At 68.3% G+C, this 23,041-nt stretch carries 23 protein-coding genes, 1 tRNA gene and 1 other RNA gene; 12 read left to right on the top strand and 13 right to left on the bottom strand.

Annotation, left to right across the window (positions count from 1 at the left end):
• Nucleotides 1-18 precede the first annotated feature (18 nt).
• From AC37TH_RS08130 to ffs, 4 genes are all read right to left on the bottom strand, one after another.
• The gene (locus tag AC37TH_RS08130) at nucleotides 19-1,236 is read right to left on the bottom strand and encodes an acetate/propionate family kinase (protein WP_490763826.1); all 1,218 of its coding nucleotides are present in this window, start codon (nucleotides 1,234-1,236) and stop codon (nucleotides 19-21) included.
• Nucleotides 1,233-3,377, bottom strand: coding sequence for a phosphate acetyltransferase (pta, locus tag AC37TH_RS08125; RefSeq protein WP_490763825.1), 2,145 nt, complete (start codon nucleotides 3,375-3,377; stop codon nucleotides 1,233-1,235). The genes AC37TH_RS08130 and pta overlap by 4 nt, the downstream gene beginning before the upstream one ends.
• A 3-nt stretch (nucleotides 3,378-3,380) precedes the next feature.
• On the bottom strand, nucleotides 3,381-4,715 hold the full coding sequence (locus AC37TH_RS08120) for a DUF1254 domain-containing protein (RefSeq protein ID WP_490763824.1): 1,335 nt from the start codon (nucleotides 4,713-4,715) through the stop codon (nucleotides 3,381-3,383).
• Nucleotides 4,716-4,822: 107 nt separating this feature from the next.
• Nucleotides 4,823-4,919, bottom strand: an RNA gene (gene ffs, locus AC37TH_RS08115) — signal recognition particle sRNA small type.
• Nucleotides 4,920-5,024: 105 nt separating this feature from the next.
• Between ffs and AC37TH_RS08110 the strand changes: the two genes are divergently transcribed.
• Nucleotides 5,025-5,109: transfer RNA gene (locus tag AC37TH_RS08110), tRNA-Ser, on the top strand.
• A gap of 124 nt (nucleotides 5,110-5,233) precedes the next feature.
• Here AC37TH_RS08110 and AC37TH_RS08105 read toward each other — a convergent pair.
• Entirely contained in the window at nucleotides 5,234-7,207 is a 1,974-nt protein-coding gene (locus tag AC37TH_RS08105; RefSeq protein WP_490763823.1) for an acyltransferase family protein, read from the bottom strand.
• A 258-nt stretch (nucleotides 7,208-7,465) separates the two neighbouring features.
• Between AC37TH_RS08105 and AC37TH_RS08100 the strand changes: the two genes are divergently transcribed.
• Together AC37TH_RS08100 and AC37TH_RS08095 are read left to right on the top strand one after the other, a co-directional pair.
• On the top strand, nucleotides 7,466-7,612 hold the full coding sequence (locus tag AC37TH_RS08100) for a hypothetical protein (protein ID WP_490763822.1): 147 nt from the start codon (nucleotides 7,466-7,468) through the stop codon (nucleotides 7,610-7,612).
• A gap of 50 nt (nucleotides 7,613-7,662) precedes the next feature.
• A complete protein-coding gene (locus tag AC37TH_RS08095; RefSeq protein ID WP_490763821.1) occupies nucleotides 7,663-7,995 on the top strand; it encodes a hypothetical protein in 333 nt (110 codons plus the stop codon).
• Between the two features lie 489 nt (nucleotides 7,996-8,484).
• Here the strand turns inward: AC37TH_RS08095 and AC37TH_RS08090 are convergent, their stop codons facing one another.
• Nucleotides 8,485-9,177, bottom strand: a complete 693-nt coding sequence (locus AC37TH_RS08090) for a FadR/GntR family transcriptional regulator (protein ID WP_490763820.1) — start codon at nucleotides 9,175-9,177, stop codon at nucleotides 8,485-8,487.
• Between the two features lie 136 nt (nucleotides 9,178-9,313).
• On the opposite strand from AC37TH_RS08090, the gene AC37TH_RS08085 reads away from it, so the two are divergent.
• From AC37TH_RS08085 to AC37TH_RS08070, 4 genes are all read left to right on the top strand, one after another.
• Complete coding sequence (locus AC37TH_RS08085; protein WP_490763819.1) at nucleotides 9,314-10,783, top strand: GntP family permease; 1,470 nt, start codon at nucleotides 9,314-9,316, stop codon at nucleotides 10,781-10,783.
• Between the two features lies 1 nt (nucleotide 10,784).
• A complete protein-coding gene (locus tag AC37TH_RS08080; RefSeq protein ID WP_490763818.1) occupies nucleotides 10,785-11,318 on the top strand; it encodes a gluconokinase in 534 nt (177 codons plus the stop codon).
• A gap of 140 nt (nucleotides 11,319-11,458) precedes the next feature.
• Nucleotides 11,459-12,784 (top strand): YibE/F family protein, encoded by a 1,326-nt coding sequence (locus AC37TH_RS08075; protein ID WP_490763817.1) that lies wholly within the window; start codon nucleotides 11,459-11,461, stop codon nucleotides 12,782-12,784.
• 84 nt (nucleotides 12,785-12,868) lie between these two features.
• On the top strand, nucleotides 12,869-13,096 hold the full coding sequence (locus AC37TH_RS08070) for an RNA-binding S4 domain-containing protein (protein WP_490763816.1): 228 nt from the start codon (nucleotides 12,869-12,871) through the stop codon (nucleotides 13,094-13,096).
• 18 nt (nucleotides 13,097-13,114) lie between these two features.
• Here AC37TH_RS08070 and arfB read toward each other — a convergent pair whose 3' ends face one another.
• Nucleotides 13,115-13,552: an alternative ribosome rescue aminoacyl-tRNA hydrolase ArfB gene (arfB, locus tag AC37TH_RS08065; protein WP_490763815.1), complete on the bottom strand. Its 438-nt coding sequence runs from the start codon at nucleotides 13,550-13,552 to the stop codon at nucleotides 13,115-13,117.
• A gap of 184 nt (nucleotides 13,553-13,736) precedes the next feature.
• Between arfB and AC37TH_RS08060 the strand changes: the two genes are divergently transcribed.
• The gene (locus AC37TH_RS08060; RefSeq protein ID WP_490763814.1) at nucleotides 13,737-14,102 is read left to right on the top strand and encodes a hypothetical protein; all 366 of its coding nucleotides are present in this window, start codon (nucleotides 13,737-13,739) and stop codon (nucleotides 14,100-14,102) included.
• Here the strand turns inward: AC37TH_RS08060 and AC37TH_RS08055 are convergent.
• From AC37TH_RS08055 to AC37TH_RS08030, 6 genes are all read right to left on the bottom strand, one after another.
• Nucleotides 14,092-14,718, bottom strand: coding sequence for a hypothetical protein (locus AC37TH_RS08055; protein WP_490763813.1), 627 nt, complete (start codon nucleotides 14,716-14,718; stop codon nucleotides 14,092-14,094). The two genes, AC37TH_RS08060 and AC37TH_RS08055, sit on opposite strands and share 11 nt — an antisense overlap.
• Nucleotides 14,719-14,754: 36 nt before the next feature.
• Entirely contained in the window at nucleotides 14,755-15,741 is a 987-nt protein-coding gene (locus tag AC37TH_RS08050) for an EamA family transporter (RefSeq protein ID WP_490763812.1), read from the bottom strand.
• Nucleotides 15,742-15,822: 81 nt separating this feature from the next.
• Nucleotides 15,823-16,320, bottom strand: coding sequence for an FBP domain-containing protein (locus AC37TH_RS08045; protein ID WP_490763811.1), 498 nt, complete (start codon nucleotides 16,318-16,320; stop codon nucleotides 15,823-15,825).
• Between the two features lie 328 nt (nucleotides 16,321-16,648).
• Complete coding sequence (gene add / locus AC37TH_RS08040; RefSeq protein ID WP_490763810.1) at nucleotides 16,649-17,641, bottom strand: adenosine deaminase; 993 nt, start codon at nucleotides 17,639-17,641, stop codon at nucleotides 16,649-16,651.
• 10 nt (nucleotides 17,642-17,651) lie between these two features.
• The gene (locus AC37TH_RS08035; protein ID WP_490763809.1) at nucleotides 17,652-18,635 is read right to left on the bottom strand and encodes a nucleoside hydrolase; all 984 of its coding nucleotides are present in this window, start codon (nucleotides 18,633-18,635) and stop codon (nucleotides 17,652-17,654) included.
• Between the two features lie 47 nt (nucleotides 18,636-18,682).
• Complete coding sequence (locus AC37TH_RS08030; RefSeq protein WP_490763808.1) at nucleotides 18,683-20,104, bottom strand: MFS transporter; 1,422 nt, start codon at nucleotides 20,102-20,104, stop codon at nucleotides 18,683-18,685.
• A 100-nt stretch (nucleotides 20,105-20,204) separates the two neighbouring features.
• Here AC37TH_RS08030 and AC37TH_RS08025 point away from each other — a divergent pair, with 100 nt between their 5' ends.
• The 4 genes from AC37TH_RS08025 to AC37TH_RS08010 all read left to right on the top strand — a co-directional run bounded on the left by AC37TH_RS08025 (nucleotide 20,205) and on the right by AC37TH_RS08010 (nucleotide 23,020).
• On the top strand, nucleotides 20,205-20,993 hold the full coding sequence (locus AC37TH_RS08025) for a GntR family transcriptional regulator (protein ID WP_490763807.1): 789 nt from the start codon (nucleotides 20,205-20,207) through the stop codon (nucleotides 20,991-20,993).
• Nucleotides 20,994-21,061: 68 nt separating this feature from the next.
• Nucleotides 21,062-21,943 carry a PfkB family carbohydrate kinase gene (locus tag AC37TH_RS08020; RefSeq protein WP_490763806.1) on the top strand — a complete coding sequence of 294 codons (882 nt, stop codon included), beginning with the start codon at nucleotides 21,062-21,064 and terminating at the stop codon, nucleotides 21,941-21,943.
• Nucleotides 21,944-22,184: 241 nt separating this feature from the next.
• Nucleotides 22,185-22,433: a hypothetical protein gene (locus AC37TH_RS08015; RefSeq protein ID WP_490763805.1), complete on the top strand. Its 249-nt coding sequence runs from the start codon at nucleotides 22,185-22,187 to the stop codon at nucleotides 22,431-22,433.
• 50 nt (nucleotides 22,434-22,483) lie between these two features.
• Nucleotides 22,484-23,020: a hypothetical protein gene (locus AC37TH_RS08010; protein ID WP_490763804.1), complete on the top strand. Its 537-nt coding sequence runs from the start codon at nucleotides 22,484-22,486 to the stop codon at nucleotides 23,018-23,020.
• Nucleotides 23,021-23,041: the final 21 nt, after the last annotated feature.

The raw sequence follows: 23,041 nt of genomic DNA, 5'->3' as shown, positions 1-23,041 counted from the left end.
ACCGCCGCCGGTCGCCGGTCACCCGGCGGCTGAGGCCCCCGTCTGGCCGCCGCCGATGGCCTGCACCGTCTGGCGTGCGATCTCCAGCTCCTCGTCCGTCGGGACGACGAGCACGGTCACCGGCGAGTCGTCCGTGGAAATGACCCGCGCCTCCGTGGACGTGCTGGCATTGCGTTCTCGGTCGAGCCGGATGCCGAACGTCTCGAGGCCGGTCAGCACGTCGGCTCGCAACGCGGCATCGTTCTCGCCGACGCCGGCCGTGAACGTGAGCACGTCGAGCCCGCCGAGCAAGGCCGTGTACGCGCCGATGTAGTGCTTCAGCCGGTGCACGGTGGTCGCGAGCGCGAGCTTCGCCGCTTCGTCCCCCGCGTTCGCCGCCCGGCGCACATCCCGCATGTCGCCGCGGCCGGACAGCCCGAGCAGGCCGCTCTTGCGGTTGAGCAGTTCGTCGAGGTCGTCGATGTCGAGGTTCGCGCGCCTGGCCAGGTGGATGAGGACGGCCGGGTCGAGGTCGCCGGAGCGGGTGCCCATCACGAGCCCCTCCAACGGCGTCATCCCCATCGACGTGTCGATCGAACGTCCTCCGTCGATCGCGCACGCCGACGCACCGTTGCCCAGATGCAGGACGATCTGCTTCAGCTCGGCGAGCGGGCGTCCGACGAAGGCGGCCGCCGCCTCGGAGACGTATTTGTGCGACGTGCCGTGGAAGCCGTAGCGACGGACGCGGTGCCGCTCGGCGAGCGCTGCGTCGATCGCGTATGTGTACGCCTCCGGCGGCAGGGTCTGGTGGAACGCCGTGTCGAAGACAGCGACGTGCGGCACGTCCGGGAACGCCTTCTCCGCGGCGCGGATCCCCTGCAGGTTGGCTGGATTGTGCAGGGGGGCGAGGTCGGCAAGGTCTTCGATGTTGATCTCGACCAGCGGCGTCACGACGGTCGGCTCGAAGAACCGCTTGCCTCCGTGCACCACCCGGTGGCCGACGGCGACAGGGGGATGCTCGGTGAGACTCGGCCCATCGGCCTCGAACGCGTCGATCATCGCCTGGAACCCCGCCGTGTGGTCCGGGATCTCGACACTGCGTTCGCTCGTGCCGTTCGGGCCGCGATGCGTGGTGTGGCCGGACCCTTCGCCGATCCGCTCCACCAGCCCGCTCGCCAGCGGCTGCTCCGTGTCGAGGTCGATCAGCTGGTACTTGAACGACGACGAACCGCTGTTGATCACGAGGACGGCGCTCATGAGAGACCCGCCTGGATCGCCGTGATGGCGACAGTGTTGACGATATCGTCGACGAGGGCGCCGCGGGACAGGTCGTTGATCGGTTTGCGCAGGCCCTGCAGCACCGGCCCGATCGCGACAGCGCCTGCGCTCCGCTGCACCGCCTTGTAGGTGTTGTTGCCGGTGTTCAGGTCGGGGAAGATGAACACCGTCGCACGCCCGGCGACCACCGAGCCGGGCAGCTTCGCAGCGCCGACCGCCGCATCCGCCGCCGCGTCGTACTGGATGGGACCGTCCACCGCCAGCTCCGGCGCGCGTTCGTGCACGAGCGCCGTCGCCGCGCGCACCTTGTCGACGTCCACCCCGGAGCCGGACTCGCCGGTGGAGTACGACAGCATCGCGACGCGCGGCTCGATGCCGAACTGCGCGGCCGTCTCGGCCGACGAGATCGCGATGTCGGCGAGCTGCTCCGCCGTGGGGTCGGGGATGACGGCGCAGTCCCCGTAGACGAGCACCCGGTCGGCGAGCGCCATCAGGAAGACGCTCGACACCACGGACACCTCCGGACGGGTCTTGATGATCTCGAACGCGGGCCGGATGGTGTGCGCCGTCGTGTGCGCGGCACCGGACACCATCCCGTCGGCGAGGCCGAGGTGCACCATCATCGTGCCGAAGTAGGACGGGTCGGTGACCGTGTCGGACGCCTGCTCCAGGGTGATGCCCTTGTGCGCACGAAGCTTCGCGTACTCGGTGGCGAACCGCAGCCGCAGCACGTCGTCGAACGGGCTGAGCACTTCGGCGCCGGAGATGTCGACGCCGAGCTCGATGGCACGCGCGCGCACCTCGAACGACTCCCCCAGGATGGTCAGCCTGGCCACACCCCGGGAGAGCAGCGTCGCCGCCGCCCGCAGGATGCGGTCGTCCTCGCCCTCCGGCAGGACGATGTGCTTGTTCGCCGCGCGGGCACGTTCCAGCAGGTCGTACTCGAACATGAGCGGGGTGACCACATCCCGCGGGCTGACGTCCAGCCGCTTGAGCAGCGCGTCCGCATCCACGTGTCGTTCGAAGAGCGCCTGCGCCGTGTCGTACTTACGCTGCGAGTCGGCGGCGAGCCTGCCTCGGGCGTGCGTGATCCGCACCACCGTGTCGTACGTCCCGAGTTCCGTCTCCACGATCGGCAGCGGAGAGCGCAACCCGGCGAGCAGCCGCTCGATCGGCTCAGGAAGCGCGAAGCCGCCGTTGAGGACGATCCCGGCGATGGACGGGAAGGTTCCGGATGCGTTCGCCAGCAGCACCGCGAGCAGCACCTCGGTGCGGTCGGCGGGCACGACGACGACAGAACCCTCGATCAGCCGGGGCAGCACGTTGTTCATCGACATCCCGGCGACCACCACGCCGAGCGCCTCCCGCGCCAGGAGTTCCTCATCCCCCGCGATCAAAGTCGAGCCGGTGGCCTCCATGATCGAGCGCATACTCGGCGCCACCAGGAACGGGTCCTCCGGGATCGCCCACACCGGAGCGGCAGCGGAGGGCGACGCTCCTGCCGACGCTGCTGCCGCCGCCGCGACCGCCTGCTCCACGGCGTGCACCACCTGGTCGAGAGTGTCAGGATCCGCGCGGTTGGCGACGACCCCGAGCAGCGCGACGTGCTCATCCCGCAGCTCCGCGAGCGCCAGCTCGGTGAGTTGCCGCATGTCCTCCGGCGTGCGCGGCTCCGCCTGCCCGAGACGTTCGCCGAGGCCCTGGCCCACGCGTCCGCCGAGGACGAGCAGCACGGGAGCGCCGAGGTTGGCGGCGATGCGCGCGTTGAAGCGGAGCTCGGTCGGGCTGCTCACGTCCGTGTAGTCGGAACCGAGGATGACGACGGTGTCGCAGCGCGACTCGACCGCCCGGAATCGGCGGACGATCTCGGAGAGGGCGGCGTCCGCATCCAGATGGACGTCGTCGTACGTGACGCCGATGGCCTCCTCGTAGTGGATGTCGGCCGTTTCCCGCTGCAACAGCAGCTCGAGCACGTAGTCGCGCTCCGCCGTCGAGCGCGCGATCGGCCGGAACACGCCGACCCGCCCGACGGCGCGGCGGAGCGCCTCGAGAACACCGAGGGCGACGGTGGACTTGCCTGTGTGACCCTCAGCGGAGGTGATGTAGAGCGAACGTGCCACGAGTCAGTCGACCCGCTCGATCGCAGGGACCTCGTACTCGCCGTCGAGAAGTTTGCGCTCCGGCACATACAGCCGCATGATCGGCCGGAACTCGCCCTTCGGCGCCGGCAGCCAGTTGGCAGCCGCCGTGGCGTCGGTCGGCCTGGTCGCACTCATGGTGATGGTGAGTCCTCCGTCGTCGTCGTACACGATCCCGCGCGTTCTGTCCCCGATCGAATACCGCTCCGCCTCGTTCTCGACGAGGTAGAAGTTCGGGAGGTCGTACATGGTGATGGACCAGAAGGCGCCGACCGGCGGCGTTGGATGCAGGCGCAGCGTGTACGTGTGCTCCCCGCTGAGCGCCTCCCCTGCCGCGTCGGTGTACGTCATGAAATAAGCGGCCTCGTAGCCGTGGTTGCCCCAGAGGCCGCCGAGCGCCGCGCCCGCCCTCGTGGCATACCTGGTCTTGGCGTCCTCGTCCTTCCAGAACGGCTCGTCGAGCGCTCCGACCTCGAAGAAGTCGAGGTTGTAGTCGAACAGGTGCAGGTTGACCAGCCAGTTGTTCACGAACGGCCCCTGTCCGCCGTGCACCGCCATCTCCAGTGCCTGCTTGCCGGCTGCGTACCCGGCCTTCAGCGCCTCGCGCACCTCGGCGGACGCCTCCGCCAGCGTGTACGGGCTGGTCAGACCGAGCACCTCGTACGAGTCGAGAGCCACCCTGTCCCTGTCGGCGGGAGGGAAAGCGAGCGACCAGACGCGGACCTTCTCGAAGAAGTCGAGCGCCTCGCCGAGGCCCTCGGCCACGACGGGAATGCCCTGCGGAGGCGTCAGCGATTTCCGGATGGGCGTCAGCGTCAGCGAGTTCTGCAGCTCCTCGACGGCCGGCAGATCCTCCTCGCCATCGCACGCCCACCGACCGACGATCGTCGCAACGCGCGTTGGGAACCGGATGACGGTCACGCCGTCACCCTCTGGCCCGCCCTCCCAGTCCGGCGGGACGAGCAGGAAGTCGCCGCGCCCGTTTCCGGTGGCCCTGGTGCCGACATAGGCGAAGTTGTTGGTCCACGCGTCGACGAACTGCAGCACGTAGTAGCGGTCCCCCGCCTCCGGAACGCTCAAGAGGACGGGGCCGACGCTCAAGTCGATCGGCGCGAACGAATAGAGGGTGTCGTTGTTGATCGACACGAAGGTGTCGCGCGACGTCGCCAGTTCGCGCGCGTGCCCGAACGAGTTGTACGAAGCGGGAGGGAGCGACCCGATCCCCGTCGTCGTGATCCGGAGCATCTGCTCCCCGTTGAACACGAGTGGGAATCCGAAGACATACGCCTCAGAAGCCAATTCGCTCAATTGCTCCGTCATACAGCACCCCAACTCAATCGGCGGATCTCGAATCGTTCTTCTACAAAGTGTAGAAGAGCGGTCGTGCTGATCCCAACTGTACGCGGAACACCCTGACCGACAGCAAAGAAAAAGACCCCTCACGCACCCGCCAGAGCCCGGTTACCCTTGCTGCGTTTCCGCCCTGGGGGAGTTGGCCTGGATGGCGCCACGTGAGGAGCCGGGAACCAGTGTAGCGGGTGAGACTGAGAGCACGTGGCACGAGCATCCCCGAAGACCCGGTAGGATACTTCGTGGCCGTTGCTCCGCTACCGGAGTGACACCGCCCAAGGAGAATTCGCCTAGTGGCCTATGGCGCACGCTTGGAAAGCGTGTTGGGTGCAAGCCCTCGGGGGTTCGAATCCCCCATTCTCCGCCGAATTTGCCAGTGAATGATGGCCCCGAGATCCGTGCGTTTAGGCGGAAGTCGGGGCCCTTGCTCTTTCCTCAGCCAGCCGATTCTGCTCGCCGTGCCCACACTATGCCCACACGTTTCTGACTCAATGACTTTGTCTCGACGCCGTTTCTGTGGGGCCGAGAGCTCGCTCGAGCGCTGTCTCGAAGCTGGGGAGGGCGGCAAGGTTGCCCCAGCCGGAGACGTGGTCGGTGTCGACGAACAGGGCTCGGCCCTGTTCGTCGTATTCGCTGCAGGTGCTGTGCGTCGGGGGGCAGAGCGCGGAGAAGACGTCCCAGACGATCACAGAGGGGACTGCGGCGACCACCGCATCGATGCTGCTCTGTCCGGGCTGTGCTCGCTTCAGTTCGCTAGACCGTGGCACTGTTGCGGGGCTGCGGCATCCAACGTTGGCACTGAACCAGACGTCATCGCACAGGTAAGGAGCGCGCGCGAACAGCGGCTCCGGAGTGTTGACCATGACCTTCACGCCGCGATCGGTCAGCTGACGGACGATGGGCTCGAATTGGGCGAGCGCCGTTGCCCTGGCGGCGACGTTGTCCGGACTGTCGCTGACGTATGCGGGTTCGATCCTGCCTAAGTCCGCGATTCGAGGTGCTCGGAGGCCGATGAAAAGTGCGAAATCGCCCCGGCGGGCCGAGCGGATCGCTTCCCACGTGGCGCGGCAGCTGCCGTCTGTTGTAACGGGAGCGAGCAGCGTGAAACCGCAACCCGAGTGGCTGGCGATGGTGAGTGAGAGCCCGTGGTCTTTCGCCGCCGCCGTCACCATGGCGGTGTACGCGCTGGCGTGTGAGTCTCCGATGTCGATGAGCCGTGGCGCATCTGCCGCAGCGGTCGGCGTTTGCTTCGGTTGGTTTGGCAGACGATCGCTAGCCCAGCCCTCTTGCTTCGTCACCGTGAGCGAGAGCGGCGATTCACGGGCGAAGCTGTCGTGATGCCAGCCGACGATGAAGACGACCGACAGCGTCGTCAGGATGGCGGCCCCGCCAAGGATCCACTGGGTGCGCCTCAACGGTTTGTTCGCCAGTCGGCTGCGGAGCACAGGGCGTTCGACACCGTAGTACGACAGTGCAGCAAGGCCGACAGCGATCGCGATCGCCAGAACGATGCCGTCGGGTCCAGGCGACCCGAAGACCCACAGCCAAATGACGGCGACAGGCCAATGCCACAGGTACAACGAATACGACACCCGGCCCAGCCAGGTCATCGGAGGCGTGCGCAGCCACCGGCCGGATGCGGCCCATCCCGCGCGTTCGACGGGTGCTACCCAGATCAGCGCCACTGTGCCCGCGACGGGGAGGAGCGCCGCGGGGAACGGGCTGTCCGGGCCACCGAGCCCAGCCAGCGACGCCAGCACGACGGCCATCGCCGTCCAGCCCAGTGCGACCCGCGGAATGGCACCGCGAATGCGTGCGGCCACCCAACCCGCGGCCTGGAAGGCGAGCGCGCCGGCGGCGAGCTCCCAGAACCGGGTCGGGAGGAGGTAGAAGGATGCGCTCGGGTTCGTCCGCCACAACCACGCCGCGAGTGCGAGAGACGCGACCGCGAGCACGATGAGCAGCAGCAGGGCGCGCCGCCGTGCCACCGCGACGGTGGCGCTGAGAACCAGCCACAGCAGCAGTGGGAAGAGCAGGTAGAACTGCTCTTCGACCCCTAACGACCAGGTGTGTAGGAACGGATTGAAAGCCGTGGTCGCACCGAAATAGTCGCCCTGCTCACTGCCGAGCAGGACCATATTCGACACTCCGACAGCCGCCCCGATACCGGTCCAGAGAATGGTCGCCGACGTCGAGCCGCGCGGCTCGAAGAGTGCGAAGAGGGCGCCTACCACCCCGACCATGACGAGAAGCGCCGGGGCGATTCTCCATAAGCGCCGCCGATAGAAGCCGAGCAACCAACTCCCCAGGCCGCCCGGATGGTTTGAGTGCGCCGCCGCCAACGACCGGCTGATGACGTAGCCGCTGATCACGAAGAACACGTCGACGCCGAGGAAGCCGTTCCGCACGCCGGGAATTCCGAAGTGGTACAACACCACCGCGGCCACGGCGATCGCCCGCAAGCCGTCGATGTGAGATAGACGCCCAGACGCCGAGCGCGGCTGTTCGGCGCCGGACTGTGCCGACGTTTCCGGTTGTACTCGGGGACGCCGCCGCAGAGCGCGGCCGAGACCAAGCGCCCCCGCATTCACTGAGCGTTCCTCATGTTCACGACAATAGCGAGATCGGCACCCTGGCGGTCTACCCCCAATGCAGGGGGCGGGTACGTCGCAGCGCGCTCACTGCGTGAGGGCTCGCCGCTTCATGTTTCGGACGTGTTGATGTCCACGGGCGAGTACGACTCCCTGCTGGAAACCACCTTCCTGCTCCGCTCCCCCGAGAACGCCCACCTCCTGATCGAAGACATCCTCCGCGACGACCCCTTTGACGGCGTCGGCAAACCGGAACCACTCAGGCACGTTGCCTAAATCGACGAAACCAGTCGACCTGCACAGGCGTGGCGCTTTAGTGTTCCCACATGACCAGACCGTGGAAGATCGAGTCGCAAACCCTCAACGGCGATGCGTTGAGTTCGATCGTTCTCTTGACCGTCGTACATGACATCGGATCGACGACGATCACGTTCAAGATCATCGGATCCAACGATCCTCTAGTCGCCGGCAGGGAAGTCCTGGATTCCATTGGCGTACGAATGGATAACGAACCCGTACGGGTGAGGGGCACGCTAGGGGATCAATGGCAGAAGGACGGTATCCGCGAGTTCTTGATCTGGACCGACCCGGTGTCAACGGATAGCCGCGCGCTCGAGCTGCACGTCGGGGATACCTTCCTGTATGCGACGCTCAGCTAGGCCGCGCTCGACACGTATCGCTACGGCTGAAAGTGAATTCACGGGTCATGGGAACTGAGTCTTCAGGTGACGCGTCAAGCGCTGGTTGGTGGTGGGACAGGAAACCTGACGCCCTCCTTCGAGTAACGCTTTGGCCGAGCGAGGACGGCGGACTGACCAGAGCTATCCACGGACCGTTTGTCGGCTTTCCATTGGACGCGGACGACGGATACCCACACATGAATGACTGTCGTCTGCTGCTTGGTGATCTCACACTGCAACCAGGAAGCACGACCGTCGTTCCAGTCGCGTATCTGTCGCCCGATGAAGCGCAGAGCCGATTCGCGGAGGGAACGGTGGTCAAGCTTTGGGCCGGGCGATTCGTCGGCGAAGGCGTCATACTCAAGACCTCGAGGCCCCAAGCCCCCCTCGCGACGCTTCGACAGATGATCGGCCCGGGAGGCCACTAGTCCTGACCCGAACGTTCGCCGGGCGAAGGTTCCAGCCGGCTCAGTCCCCCTCGGCCGCCGCCTGGACCGCCGTGTCCGCCTCTTCGACGATGGCGCGCATCGCTGCTTCCGCCCGGACGCCGTCGCCGGAGCGTACGGCGGCCGCGACCTCCTGGTGCAGCCGGATCGCCTCCGGATTTGCGGTGTGCGGCATGAGGGCGTGCGTCGTGCGACCCGAGAGCGCTTCGACGATCGCTCCGCTGAGAGAACGGAACCCCGGATTTCCCGAGGCTTCGAGCAGGACGCGGTGGAACGCCTGGTCGTAAGCCAGATACTCGCCATGGTCTGCGGCGCGCTGGGTGGACGCCATCCCGACGATCGCCTCGGTCAGCGCTCCGCACTGCGCCGGCGTTGCACGGGTGCTTGCGAGGCGTGCGGCGATCGGTTCGATCGCGAGCCGGAGCTCGCTGAGGTTGCCCAGCGCCGCACGGCGGCCGGGGCCGGCGAGCCGCCAGGCGATCACGCGGGGGTCGAGGACCTGCCACTCGCTCTCGTCCTGGACGACGGTGCCGCGGCGGCGTCTCGCCTGCACGAGGCCGAGGGACTCCAGCACGCGGATGGACTCCCGCAGCACGCTGCGGGAGATCCCGAGGCCTTCCGGGGTGAGCACCGCCCCGGGCGGGATCTCGCCGGAGACGATGCGGCTGCCAACGGCCTCGAGGGCTTGCTCGTGAAGGGAGTCCGCGATGGCCATGCCTCATTATCGAGCTTCGAGCTCGCGCAGACAAAACCACGACGAGCGACGATTAAATGCTATCAACAAGCTCAGATTTCGTAATTAATCTGATTTATAGGTAGGGTAGCGCAGCACATTCCCATCACGACCAAGGATGCTCATGATCGCTTTCCCCTCCAGCGCGCTCCGCGTCGCCGCGGCCGCAGCGCCGCCCGCACCTCATCCCAGCGGCGCCGAACCGCAATTGATCCTCGCCGCCGTCATCGGCGTCGCCGTCATCGTCGCGCTGATCACCTGGCTCAAAATCCACCCCTTCCTCGCTCTGCTCCTCGGAGCACTCGTCACCGGCCTTGTCGCCGGCATGGCCGCGGACGCGGCCACGACGAGCTTCATCACCGGTTTCGGGAGCACAGAGGGCAGCGTCGGCATCCTCATCGCCCTCGGCGCGTTGTACGGCAAACTCCTCGCCGACTCCGGCGGAGCCGACCGCATCGTCGACACGCTGGTCTCGCGGACCAGCGTGCGGGCTCTGCCCTGGGTGATGGGTCTCGTCGGCGCCATCATCGGCCTCCCGATGTTCTTCGAGATCGGGCTTGTGCTGCTCATCCCGGTGATCATCCTGGTGACGAAGCGCTCCGGCCTGCCGCTCATGCGCATCGCACTGCCGACGATCGCCGGCCTCTCTGCCATGCACGGGCTGGTGCCGCCGCACCCTGGACCGCTCGTCGCCATCGGCGCTCTCGGCGCCAACCTCGGGGTGACGCTCGCGTTCGGCGTGCTCGTCGCCATCCCGACCATCATCCTCGCCGGCCCCGTCTTCAGTCGCTGGGCCGCCAAGTGGGTGCCCGTCGATGTTCCCGGCCTGTTCTTGGAAAGCGACCCCGAGCAGGGGCGCACCGGAGCAGGCGCCACGGAGGCAGGCCACGGCCAGCCCGTCGAGCGCAAGCGCCCGTCGTTCGCCGGAGCATTGATCAGCATCCTGCTGCCCGTCGTGCTCATGCTGGCCAAGGCGTTCGCCGATATCGTCGCGCAGAATTCCACCGCCGAGTGGAAGACGATCCTCGATTTCCTGGGCACCCCGGCCATCGCACTGACCATCGCCGTCCTCGCCGGCATCTTCCTGCTCGGCATCCCGGGCGGGATGAACCGCAAGGCGCTCCAGACGAGCATGACGGCTGCGCTTCCCCCCATCGCGGGAATCCTGCTCATCGTCGGCGCGGGCGGCGGTTTCAAGCAGGTGCTCGTCGATACGGGTATCGGTCAGGTCATCGCTTCCTTCGCCCACGGCAGCAACGGCGTCGGCATCCTGCTGCTCGCCTGGTTCATCGCAGCGCTCATCCGCGTCGCGACCGGATCGGCCACGGTCGCGACCGTCACCGCTGCGGGCATCCTGGTGCCGGTGACCGCGCACCTGTCGACCCCGATGGTCTCGCTCCTGGTGCTCGCGATCGGTTCCGGTTCGCTGTTCCTCTCCCACGTCAACGACGCCGGATTCTGGCTCGTCAAGGAGTACCTCGGTCTCAGCATCCCGCAGACCCTCCGCAGCTGGACGATCCTGGAGTGCATCGCATCCATCGTCGGGCTCGCCGGGACGCTGGTGATCGCCGTCTTCGTCGGAGGCTGACATGCGGCCGACCCAGGTGAGCGCGATCGTCGTCATGGGCGTCGCAGGATGCGGGAAGTCCACCGTCGCCGCGCTCCTCGCGGAAAGGCTGGGCTGGGAGCTGCTGGAAGGCGACGACCTCCACCCGGCGCGCAATGTCGAACGCATGCGAGCCGGCATCCCTCTCGACGACGACGACCGCGCTCCCTGGCTCGCGGCCGTGGCCGAACGGATGCGCGATCGACGCGCCGCCGGGCAGCCGCTCGTGGTCACGTGCTCCGCCCTGGCGCGCCGCTACCGCGACGTGCTCCGCGCGGACGGCGTCCTCTTCGCGCACCTCGACGGTTCGCGGGAACTTCTCGAACGCCGCATCGCCGAACGCAGCGCCCACTTCATGAAGGCCGGGATGCTGGACTCCCAGTTGCGTACGCTCGAGCCGCCCGAGCAGGACGAGACCAGCGTCACGGTCGATATCGACGCGGCTCCGCAAGTGATCGTGGACCGGCTCCTCTCCGAGCTGAAACGCCGCCGCGACACGGGAGCCTCCGCCGCTTAGGACGGCGAACTGCCGGCGTTCGATCGGGCTCGAGGGAGAACCGAGCCGAGACTGGCTTCTGATCTTCACACCCGAGCGCGCTTATTCAGAATGGTTCTCAGGAAATCCACTAGGGTGACATGTCGTTCCTAGGAGGTTCCATGGCGCACGCCAACGCTGACTCACGCGACCGCAGACGGCGCCCGACCACCAGCGGCCGGACGCTGCGCACCGTCGTCGTCGCCATCCTGATCGCGGCGGGAGTGTCGACAGCGCTCGGGCTGGTCGCCTTGTGGCCGGATCACGCGAAGGTCGCGGCCGCGTCGGCCGACCTGCAGTTCGCCGCGCCGGGGACGACCTTCCCCACCGCGAAGATCGTGACCCTCTCCGACGGGTGTCCCGGATACTTCCCCTCCGGGACGACCGCGTCCTCCGCACCGGGAGACACCCGGGCCTGCCAGACGGCGAAGGTCGTCCTCCTCGACGGTCCGAGCACCGGCCGGAGCGTCTCACTGCCCTTGCTGTGGCCGTGGTCGAAGGCCGGGCTGCACGTGGACGACAAGCTGGAACTGATCGTGCCCCCGCAGCCGTCCACGAACTCCGGCGGGAGCAGCACGCAGGGCGTCACCGTGAACGGGGTCGTGCGCGACCAGTCACTTCTGGTCTGGGCTCTTGTCTTCGCGGCGGTGGTCATCGCCGTGGGCTTGCTCCGCGGGCTGATGGCTCTCGTGTCGCTGGCCTTCAGCGCGTTCATGTTGATCGAGTTCATTCTTCCCGCACTGGTGTCGGGCCAACCAGGGCTTGCTGTCGCCGTCGTCGGGGGCTCGGCGATCATGTTCGTGGTCCTCTACCTCGCGCACGGACTCTCGATGCGAACGAGCGTCGCGCTCCTGGGAACCCTCTTCGGCATCGCGCTCACCGCAGGGATCGCGCAGCTCGCGGTGGTGACCACGCACCTCACCGGGGTGTCGGGAGACGTGGGCGGCATGCTGGCCGGTGCCACCCAGATCGACTTCCGCGGTGTTCTGACGAGCGCCATCGTCATCGCCGGACTCGGCGTTCTCAACGACGTGACAGTGACGCAGGCGTCCTCGGTCTGGGAGCTCAGGGCCGCCTCCCCCGAGCTGTCCCGGCGGCAGCTCTTCACGCGGGCGATGCGGATCGGCCGCGACCACATCGCTTCGACGATCTACACCATCGCGTTCGCCTACGCCGGCGCTGCGATGGTGGTGTTGATCGTGCTCTACCTCTACAACAGGTCGACGTTGAGCCTCCTGTCGCAGGAGGATCTTGCCGGCGAGGTCGTCCGCACCCTGTGCAGCGGCATCGGACTGGTGCTCGCCGTGCCCGTGACGACGGCTATCGCGGCGGCCCTCGTCCCCGCCGACGTCGAGCTCCGCGAGAACAGGATGCTCGACGCACTCAAACTCCGATGGCACTCGTTCATGCCACGCTCGGCTCCCGAGCCCGCCCGACGTCCGTACTAGATGGCAGCGTCCGTTCCAGCTCCCCCTTCGTGACGCGATGTGTTCGCCACTGGGGCCCAGCATCGGATGGACTAATATTCGAGGATGACGAAACCGGCTCCGATCGACGACATCCCGATCGGCGGGGAGGGCATTCGCCTCGGTCAGTTCCTGAAGTTCGCGGGACTCCTCGACTCCGGCGGCGACGTGAAAGAGGCCATCATCGACGGCTTCGTGTCGGTGAACGGCGAGGTCGATCGCCGACGCGGACGGCAACTGCAGCCCGGTGACATCGTCAGCTTCGAGGGGCGAAGAGCTCGCGTCAGCCGGTGAGGCGCCGCCTGTCGATGGTCAGTCCTGAGGAGGGCGACGCAGCCGCTTGACGTCGGTGCGCCGCTTCTTCGCTTCCAGACGCCGTTGCTTGGAGCCGCGACTGGGCTTCGTCGGTCGTCGCGGCGCTGCCGGCGGCAGGAGCGCCTCTGCCACGATGTCGGCCAGCCGGGCGCGCGCAGCCTCCCTGTTGCGCAGCTGCGCGCGGTGCTCGGAGGCCGCGATGGTCAGCGTTCCGTCAACGAGGCGACCGCTCAGACGCTCACGGAGCCGCTCCCGCTGGAGCGGCGTGAGAATGGCAGAGCCTGCCACATCCCACACGAGCTCCGCCCGGGAGTCGGCCGTGTTGACGCCCTGCCCGCCGGGACCGGACGACCGCGAGAACCGCCACGACAGCTCCGACTCGGGGATCGTGAGTCCGGCGCCGACCAGAAGGCCGGGACGGTGAGCAGTAGGCATGGGTCCATCATCCTCGTTGTGGTCGAGCTGCGCCCGCCGACAGCTCGATCGCCGCTACTCTGATCATCATCATCAGCGAGCCGACTCTGGAGGGCAATGCGGGAACTCGACGACGAACTCGTCGCCGCCTGGGCGATGCCATCCAGTGCGCCCGAGACCCCCGAACACAGGCATTCCTGAGCCCATGGTGGTCCTTCAGTCCATCGCGTTCTGGGTCGTGACGATCCTCGTGTTCGGCGTGCCCGTGGTGCTTCTCAGACGGAGGAGCACGAGCAGGGCGCGCGCTCGCGGCCGCGGACCGGATCAGCCCGCCGATGCTTCCCTGTCCCACGATCATCGGGATTCCCCGGCCTCTCCGCCGACGAAACGCACGCCATACGCAGGGGTCGCCGAATCCATCCTCGCGAAGCTCATCGTGGACGATGCCGACCCGGAGGCGGACGCTCACCGTGCGACGATCCACCGGCTGTTCGTCATCGCCACGGTCGTTCTAGCCGTCGGCTTTCTCGGCATCGTGACCGCGATGATCGTCGCGCTGGCTACGAACTAGCCCCGCTCTCGGCGAGGTCGCGCGATCCGGCTTCGCGCGGCCTCGGCCAGAACGCGAACCCGAAGACGATGGGGGCGACGACTCTGCCCACCACTGCCAGCACGATCAGCGGCGCACTGTCCAGACCGAACGCCAGCGGCTGAATCAGGACCCCCACGGATCCGACGACGGCCGCGATGATCGCCGTTCGATTCCAAAGGCGGGCAGGGAGCAGAGCGCGCACCAGCCTGATCGGTCGGAGTCTCACGGTTGTCAACATTCTTCCCGCCCCGATGAGTGCCAATACACCGATCGCGAGAGTCCCGAACGCGAGCAAGGTTCCGACGACGGTCAGCGCGACCACTGTCATCATCTGTAGTCGCACCACCGACCGAGGCGTGAAATCCCGGTACGCGAGGTACCCGAACACCCAGAGTGCGACGGCCGTCGCCGCCGGCAGCGCCACGGCGGCGAACGCCAGGGCGGGCACAGAGTGCGACCCCGGCCTCGCCGCGATCAACGCCTCGACCACCGCGATTGCGACCAGCAGGAACGGCGGCAGCACCCACTCGTACACCCGGACGGGCGCACCGGCAGGGACCACCAGCTCGGGTTCGGCCGTCACCTCGTCGTCCACCTTTGAACACTACTGCGGCGCTCGCACGGTCACAGGTCACCCCCGCGCATCCCGCACCCCCACCGGATTCCGCAGCACCAGCCCCACCCCCACCACGCACACCAGCATCGCCGCACCTTCCGCGAGCGAGGGCCATGCGCCGCCAGCGGCCACCTCCAGCGCGCGAACGACGAACGGTACGGCGAGCGACACGGTCGCCGCGTACACCGCACCACGCTGGTGGATGAGCTGGTGCTGCAGCACGTAGACCGGCACGTAGATCCCGATGCCGAGCACCGCCAGAAGCAGCCAGGTGACCGGGTCGACGCTCAGGATGTCGGCGAGACGGCCCGTCGCCGCGAGCAGGATCAGGAGCAGCATCGTTCCGAAGCCGAAGATCCCGGGCAGGAGGTCGAGCGGGTTCCGCCCGGCCGAGAGCCGCGCATAGTGCTGACCGTAGAGCGCCATCGAGAGGGCTGCCACGACGGCGAGCGCCACCCCGACGATGCCGCCGAGCACCGAGATGCCGTCGGCCGTCCTGAACGACACCACCACGTAGGCCGCCGCCCCGGCCGTCGCGATCAGCGTGCCGACGATAGCCGCAGCATTGCCGCGCGCACGGAACCAGAGCATCCCGACCACGAGCGACAGCAGGGGTGTCGTGGTGAGCAGCAGGTTCGGGATGGACACCCCGAGCAGCGCAATCGCCTGCAGCGAGGCGAAGGCGTAGACGGCGACGCCGAGCAGGCCGGACAGCAGCAGCGACCACGGTCGCGCCCGCAGCACCTGCACCGACCTGCGGGCGGAGCCGCGGCTGCGGGCGGCCAGCAGCAGGATCCCGACGCAGCTGAAGAAGGACCGCCCCGCCGCCACGATGCCCGCCGACTCCCGCTGCACGGCCAGGTCGGAGACCACCCAGGTGAGGCCGAGCAGCAGAGCGAGCGCCGCGGTCATGACGGGGACGGCCCAGCGACGCGCGCGCGTCCGCTCGCCGGCGGCCACCGGCGACGTCATCTCACGCTTCGACGACGACAGCCAGCCCATCCCGCGATGGTACCGGCCGGTGGATGCGCGGAGGGCGCACGAATCCGCGACTTCCTGCGCCGCGCATCCACCGGTCGGCCGCTAGCGCGCTGTGCCGTGCAGCACCGACACGGCGAAACTGGCCGCCCGCTCGCGCAGGCTCTCCATGCGTTCCTGGCGTGCCGCATCCACGTCGAAACCGACGTAGGCGAGCGGCGGGCGTTTGCGCACGTTGACCGAGCATCCGAAGTCGGTGCAGACGAGCGTGCCGACGGTGTCGCCGTTCTTGCCGGCCTGCCCGGCACGCTTCGCGCTGTAGAAGGCGACGTCGTTGGTCAGGTTGACGTCCTGGCACCAGGAGCACTGCGGCCTGCGGAGCGCCGACGCCTCCGACTGGCGCAGGAGCAGGCCGACGGGTTCGCCGTCGAGCACGACCACGGCGTACGCCCGCTTGGGCTGCTTGCGATCGCGCCAGCCGAGGTAGTCGAGTGCGTCCCAGTCGATGGTCGCGAAGTCGACGGGCAGGGTCAGGTCGCTGACCTCTTTACGGGAGGCGTTGACGAAGGAGGAACGAACCTGTTGTTCGGTCAGGGGGAGCATGAGGTGTCACCAATCGGACAGGCCACGAAGGCCGAAGAGATCGCACGAGCCGACAGGCCCGGATGCGCGTCGATGTCTGCGCGGGACCGACGCCGGCTGTGCACCAGGAACCACACACGCGCGGAAACGGTCGATCACCGCAGCCCTCGCACGGAACGGCGAGAGTGAAAGGCAGGAGACGACGTCTTTATCTCGCGCCGGCGTTCAGAACGCCGACGACCTCCTGACGCCCGGAGGGCAGCACGGAAGCGGAACGGGAAGACACCCTGGGAGTGTAACACCGCCCCTCCCTGCAGCGAGTGGTGACAGGGCGGCAGGCCGCGGGCGGTCAGCGCGTGGCGGGTGACGCCTCGGCCGCGAGGGTGCGCGAGAGCGCCGTGCGGGTGCCGTCGTCGAGGAAGGCGGCGGCGATGCTCGTGCTGGCGACCTCCGCGATCCCGCGCGCACCGAACCCGAGGTCGTCGCGCAGGATGACCGCTTCCGCGCTGAGCGGCGAGAGCGTCTGGCGCGGGTTGTCGTCGCCCAGCACGACACGGACGCCTGCCTGGCGGAACAGCGGCGCCGGATGTGCGGCGATCGCCCCGATGGCGCCGGTGAACCAGTTGGAGCTGGGGCAGACCTCCACCACGATCCCGCGCGCGACGATCTCGTCGAGCGCCGCGCGGTCGTCGACGATGTGCGCTCCGTGACCGATCCTGGTCACCCCGAGGAGGTCCACCGCCTCGATCGCCGCCGAGCCAGGGCCGGCTTCCGCCGCGTGGCAGGTGAGCCCGAGACCGGCAGCCCTGGCGATGGCGAACGCCCCGGCGTACGGCGCGAGAGCCGGGTAGCGCGCCTCGTCGCCCGCGAGGTCGAAGCCGACCACCCCGCGTCCCGCGAACGCGGCGGCCGCCCGCGCGACGGCCTCGTTGGTCTCTGCATCGTGCAGGCGCAGCGCCGCGACCACCACGCCCGCCGCCATCCCGGTGGATGCGCGCCCCTGCTCGACGCCCTCGCTCACGGCAGCGATCACCTGGGCCAGCCCGAACCCGTCCCGCGCGTGGGTCGCCGGGCCGAACCGCAGTTCCAGGTAGTCCTCGCCGTCAGCGGCTGCGTCTTCGACGGCCTCCCGCGCAATGCGGGTGAGCGCGTCGCGGCTGGCGAAGAACGGATAACTGGACGAGACCTTCTCCAGGTAGGACGTCAGGGTCGCGGGCCCGTCGAGCTGGAGCGCAGCCCGCCAGTCCCTGCCCGGATTCGTCAGGCCGAGTTCGGCGGCCAGCTCGGCCGCGGTGTCCGGCCGCACGCGGCCTTCGAGGTGCGTGTGCAGGTTGAGGAGCATCCCTGTCGCCTCAGCGTCCGGTCGCGACGAGGGCGCCGACCAACCGGCCGACCAGCTCTGGTGCGAGCGGCCGGTCGGTCGCCTGGACCACCCGCACCGTCGCCCCCGGCTGATCGACCGGGCCGAGGCGCTGGCCGCGAAGGTCGCAGATGGTCTGGCCGCGACCTGGCCCGTCTGTCGCGTCGACGACGACGCCGACGGCCGGGGCGACGGTCGCGTGCACGCCGCCCACCGCGATGGCTGCCGCCAGCGGGTCGTGCAGTGCGCTGCAGCGACGCCCGTACAGCTCGACGTAGAAGTCGAAATAGAAGTCGAGCATCTCGCCGACCGCTCTGGCGATCGGCACGTCCGAGCCGAGCAGCACCGCGCGGTCGTCCTCGTCGAGGACGTTCTCCAGGGTGACGTCGAGCGGTACCAGGGTCACGTCCCAGGCCGCGGAGACCAGCTCGGCAGCAGCCTCCGGATCATTCCAGATGTTCGCCTCCGCCACCGGTGTCACATTGCCGGGCACGAGGGCAGCGCCACCCATCGTCGTCACCTGCGCGACCCGCTCGGGCAGCGACGGGTCGAGCCGCAGAGCGATGGCGATGTTGGTGGTCGGACCGACGGTGATGACCTCCAGGCGACCGGCGTGCTCGCGCGAGAGCCGTAGCAGCAACTGCGCGGCGCTCTCGGTCGCCGCAACGACACCGGACGGCGGCAGTTCGACGCCGCCGATGCCGTTCGCCCCGTGGACATGCGGCGCACCGCCGTCGAACGCCCTGGCGAGAGGGTCGTGCGCGCCGACGGCGACCGGCACATCGGTGCGTCCGGCGAGCGCGAGCAGGCGGAGGGTGTTCTCTGCCGCCTGCTCGGCGCTGACGTTGCCGCTCACCGTCCCGATGCCGACCAGGTGGATCTCCGGGGACGCCAGCAGGTATGCCAGCGCCAGGGAGTCGTCGATGCCGGTGTCGCAGTCGAAGTAGACCGGGCGGATGGGGTCGGGAGCAGTCATGGTTCCTCCGTTGGGGTGGTGATGGTGGTGCGGTGCGTGCGCGCCGGTCAGAGCTTCTGGCCGGGGCGCGCCGCGATGAACAGGCTGGTGATGAAGGCGAGCACGGTGATCCCGACGGAGATCCACAGCGCCGTCGAGTATCCGCCGATCGTTCCCTGAGCGGCGAACGGAGCGACGATCCCGATTCCGAGGCTCGCCCCGATGCCGAAGGCGGCACCGTTCAGCCCGGGCAGAGCGGCGGGCGCATCTTCCGGCGAGAGCAGGACGCCGAGCCCGTTGATGGTGGTGAGGACGAGACCGTTGTACGTGATGCCGAGCAGGGCGATCATCGCGAACACGACCCATTCGGTGTGCGGCAGCAGGCCGACGACGATCAGCGCGAGCGTGCTCGCCACCAGTCCGATGCGCAGGATGCGGATCCAGCCTCGACGCCCGGCCAGCCAGCCGGAGATCGGCGCGGCGAACACGCCGAGCAGCGCCGGGGGCGCCAGGAAGAGGAGCGCGGAGGTCGCCGCGTCGAGCCCGAACCCGGCCTTCGCATCCTGGCTGAGGAGCACAACGGTGAAGTTGATGACGGCGAAGACACCGGACAGCGTGAGGATCGTCGTGGCGATCACCGGCCAGACCTGACGCGACTTGAGGTGCTCGACCGAGATCAGCGGAGTGCGCTTGCGCTTCTCGATGAACCAGAACGCCACGAACGAGACGACGGTCCCCGCGAGGTAGAGCAGCGTGATCGGCGCCGTCCAGCCGGCCGACGAGCCCTGCGAGACGAAGAAGGTCACGCAGATCAGGGCGATCGAGAGGACTGCTGCGCCCCACCAGTCCATGCGCCCTGCCGACACCGGTCTTGTCGTCTTCGGCACGACCAGGAACACGCAGAGCAGGGCGATCAGACCGACGATGAAGATCACCACGAAGATCGAGCGGAAGCCGAACGCATCGGAGAGCAGCCCGCCGACCCAGCCGTCGACACCGCCGACGCCTCCGTTGATGGCGGTGATGATGCCGAGGGTCGTACCGAACACCTTGGCGCTCATCGACTCGCTGAGGATCACGTAGGAGAGCTGGAAGGCGGCGCTCGAGGCGCCCTGGAGTGCCCGGCCGATCAGGAGGATCGGGAGGGACGGCGCGAACATGCAGAGCAGGGTTCCGACGGCGAGGACGCTCAGCACGATGATGAGCGCCTGCTTACGGCCGATGAAGTCGGACCACCGGGACAGGACGACGCCGCCGATCGCACCGGCGAGGAAGAACAGGCTGGAGACCTGCGACACAGCGCCGACGTCCTCGTGGAGCTGGCGGGCGATGTCCGGCAGCGCCGGCGAGATCATGCTGGCGTTGAGCTGGTACGAGAGCACGCCGAGGACGAGGGTGGCGACGAGGCCGACGGCTCGCCCGCCGCGCAGAGGCGGAGCGCTGGGGTGGACAGCCGCGGACGTGCCGCTGTCGAGGGTGGGGGAACTCACGGGAGAGACTCCTTCGTCTGGTTCGGGATGAGGTGGGTACGATGTTATACCTCTCGGGTACGACATGTACAACCGCGACTTTTCCTGCTTGAATATGGGCATGACGATGACCGTGGATCAGTTCCTCGACCGCGACCTCACCACGACGGTCGGCCAGCCGCTCCGCGTAGCGGTGTACTCCCGGATCGCCGAAGGCATCCGCTCCGCCGTCTTCCCGCTCGGCTCCGCCCTCCCCCGCGAGACCGAGCTCGGAACCGCGCTCGGCGTCAGCCGCACAGTCGTCCGCGAAGCACTCATGCTGCTGGAGGAGGACGGCCTGATCGTCACGAAACGCGGCGTCGGCCGATTCGTCGCGACGAGCATCCCGAGGGTCGGGCTGGAAGAACTCCAGCCGTTCGAGGAGGCGCTGTCGGAGGGGGACCGTCCCGTGACGGTGCGACCGATCGAGTTCGTGATCCAGCAGACCACCGACTTCGTCTCCAACAAGCTCGGGCTCGACCTGGCCGCGAACACCTGGTTCCGCGAGAGCGTGATCGAGCAGGACGGCGAACCGATCGCGATCGTGCAGGAGCACGTTCCCGCCGGTCGCTACCTCAGCGACGTGAGCCCGGCGCTCGCCGACAGCCTGCAGGCCGCCGCCGAAAGCCCGGCCACCCTGCTCGCCGGCCTGATCGAGCGCTGCGGTCCGGTGTTCAGCGCCGGGGTCTGCCAGATCGCCGTCAACGTCGTCGGGGCGACGCGCGGCAAGCTGCTCGACCTCGACGCCACCGCGCCCGTGCTCATCCTCACCCAGACGGCCGAATACGACGGGACGCCCATCTACCTCGCCAAGTGCATCGTCTCCGCGCGGGTCGGCCATCTCTCCGTGGTGCAGGCCTCCGCCTCCTGACCTTTCGCATCCCGGCCCACCGCATCCCGGGCCACCAGCTCCTGGCCGACCGCACTCAAGGAACCTTCATGTCGCACTCCGCCGCCCCCACCCCTGCCATCGGTCAGATTCCCGTGGCGCTCACTGTCGTCGGGAGCATCAACCTCGACCTCACCGCACGCACGGCGCGGCTTCCCGAGCCCGGCGAGACGATCGGCGGAGGCCGGCTGCGCCGCGACGCCGGCGGCAAGGGCGCGAACCAGGCCGCTGCTGCCGCGAGACTGGGCGCCAAGGTCAGGATGGTCGGAGCAGTCGGAGCAGACCGTGACGGCGAGGAGATGGTCTCGGCGCTCACCGCAGCAGGCGTGGACGTGAGCCGCATCCGCACAGTGGACGAGCCGACCGGCACGGCTCTGATCGTCGTCGACGCCGACGGCGAGAACCAGATTGCGGTCTGCGAGGGCGCCAACGCGCTGGTCAGCCTCGACGGCGTCGACTTCGCCGAAGACGAGACGGTGCTCGCCCAGCTCGAGATCTCGATGGAGCTCGCTGTGCAGCTCGCGCGCAGGGTGCCGGGCTACTTCGCCCTGAACGCCGCCCCCGCCGTCCCCCTTCCCGCCGAACTGCTGGACCGCGCAGACCTCATCATCGTGAACGAGACCGAGTACGCCCTCATCCCTGAGCTCGCGCACGCGCGTCTCGTCGCGGTCACCTACGGCGCGGACGGCGCCGCTCTCCTGCAGCGCGGCGAACGCATCGCATCCGCTCCGGCCGTGAAGACGACGGTGGTCAACACCGTCGGCGCCGGCGATGCCTTCTGCGCCGCCCTCACGATCGCGCTGCGCTCCGGGCTCACTCCTGAGGATGCACTGAGCACGGCGTGCGCTGTCGGCGCAGCGGCCGTCGCGGACCCGGCCTCCCAGCCCGCGCTCGACGCACTCTCGGCGTACACGCCGACGCCGAGCGCCTAGCCCCGGCCGAGGCGCGTGCTGCAGGCTACTTCAGCCTGCGCTCCTCTTCCTCTTCGAGGTGCTCCTTCTCGGCGTCCTTGCGCTCCTGCTCTTTCTGGATCTCTTCCTCGCGCGGCGTCTTGTTCGTCATGGGCTCATCCTCTCGTCGTATCCCGACTGTAGCCCCGGCCCGTGCGCCGAGGCCATCCCTCCCAGCGGACGCCCGCGCGGACCCTGCGAGCAGCCCCATACGATGGGCACCGTGAGCAAAAAGGTCTTCGCGCAATTCTGCACAACCCTGCTGCTCGGCGCCCTGACGGTGCTCGTCGGGCGCAACATGCACGATCTGGGCATGGTCGTGGTCTTCGCCGTGTGCGTGCTCGTCACCATCCTCAGCGCGTTCCGGGTGCGCAACCTCCGGATGCGGGAGCGAGCAGCCGCCCTCCGTGCCGCACAAAAACCGGACGTCCGTGTCCCCCAAAATGCCGCTACCGAGACCACTGGCGAATAGGCGATGCTCGAAGGATGGTGGGTCGGCGTGAGCTGAGACAGGAGTCGGGCGTGGCACAGCAGACGGTTGTTCTGCGTCCGCACGCCCACCTCTTCGCGCGCGGAATCGTCGCGCTGCTCGCCCTCACCACCCCGGTGTTCGCTGTGCTCTACTGGTTGACCATTCCGGATGGGGTCTGGCCTCTTGTCCTGGGCGCGCACATCGTTGTGATCACCGGCACGACGCTCGCCGTCCTCGCCTTCTTCAGCACCACCATCCAGCTCAGCCCCGACCTGGTGCGCGAGCGCGGCTTCTTCGGCAGGACAGTGGATGTTCCCCCCGGCACGGTGGGGTCGGTGATCCTCGTGAACCTCTACGAGGGCAGCACGCTCGACACGCAACCGCAGCTTTTCGTCACGGGCGCGGACGGCACGCTGCTGATCCGGATGCGCGGCCAATTCTGGGCGCTCGAAGACATGGAGCGGGTCGCGGAAGAACTCGACGTTCCGGTGACGAGGCGCGAGGACTCGATGACGCTCTCTGAGCTGCGGCGCGCCTCCCCTGGGCTGCTGTACTGGTTCGAGCGCATCCCCGGCCTCAGCCGCTGACTGGTGCGCTGACTGGTGCGC

The sequence above is a fragment of the Leifsonia sp. McL0627 genome, assembly GCF_058244615.1.
Note: the sequence above shows the minus strand (reverse complement) of the source record. Positions and strands in the feature narration are given on the sequence as shown.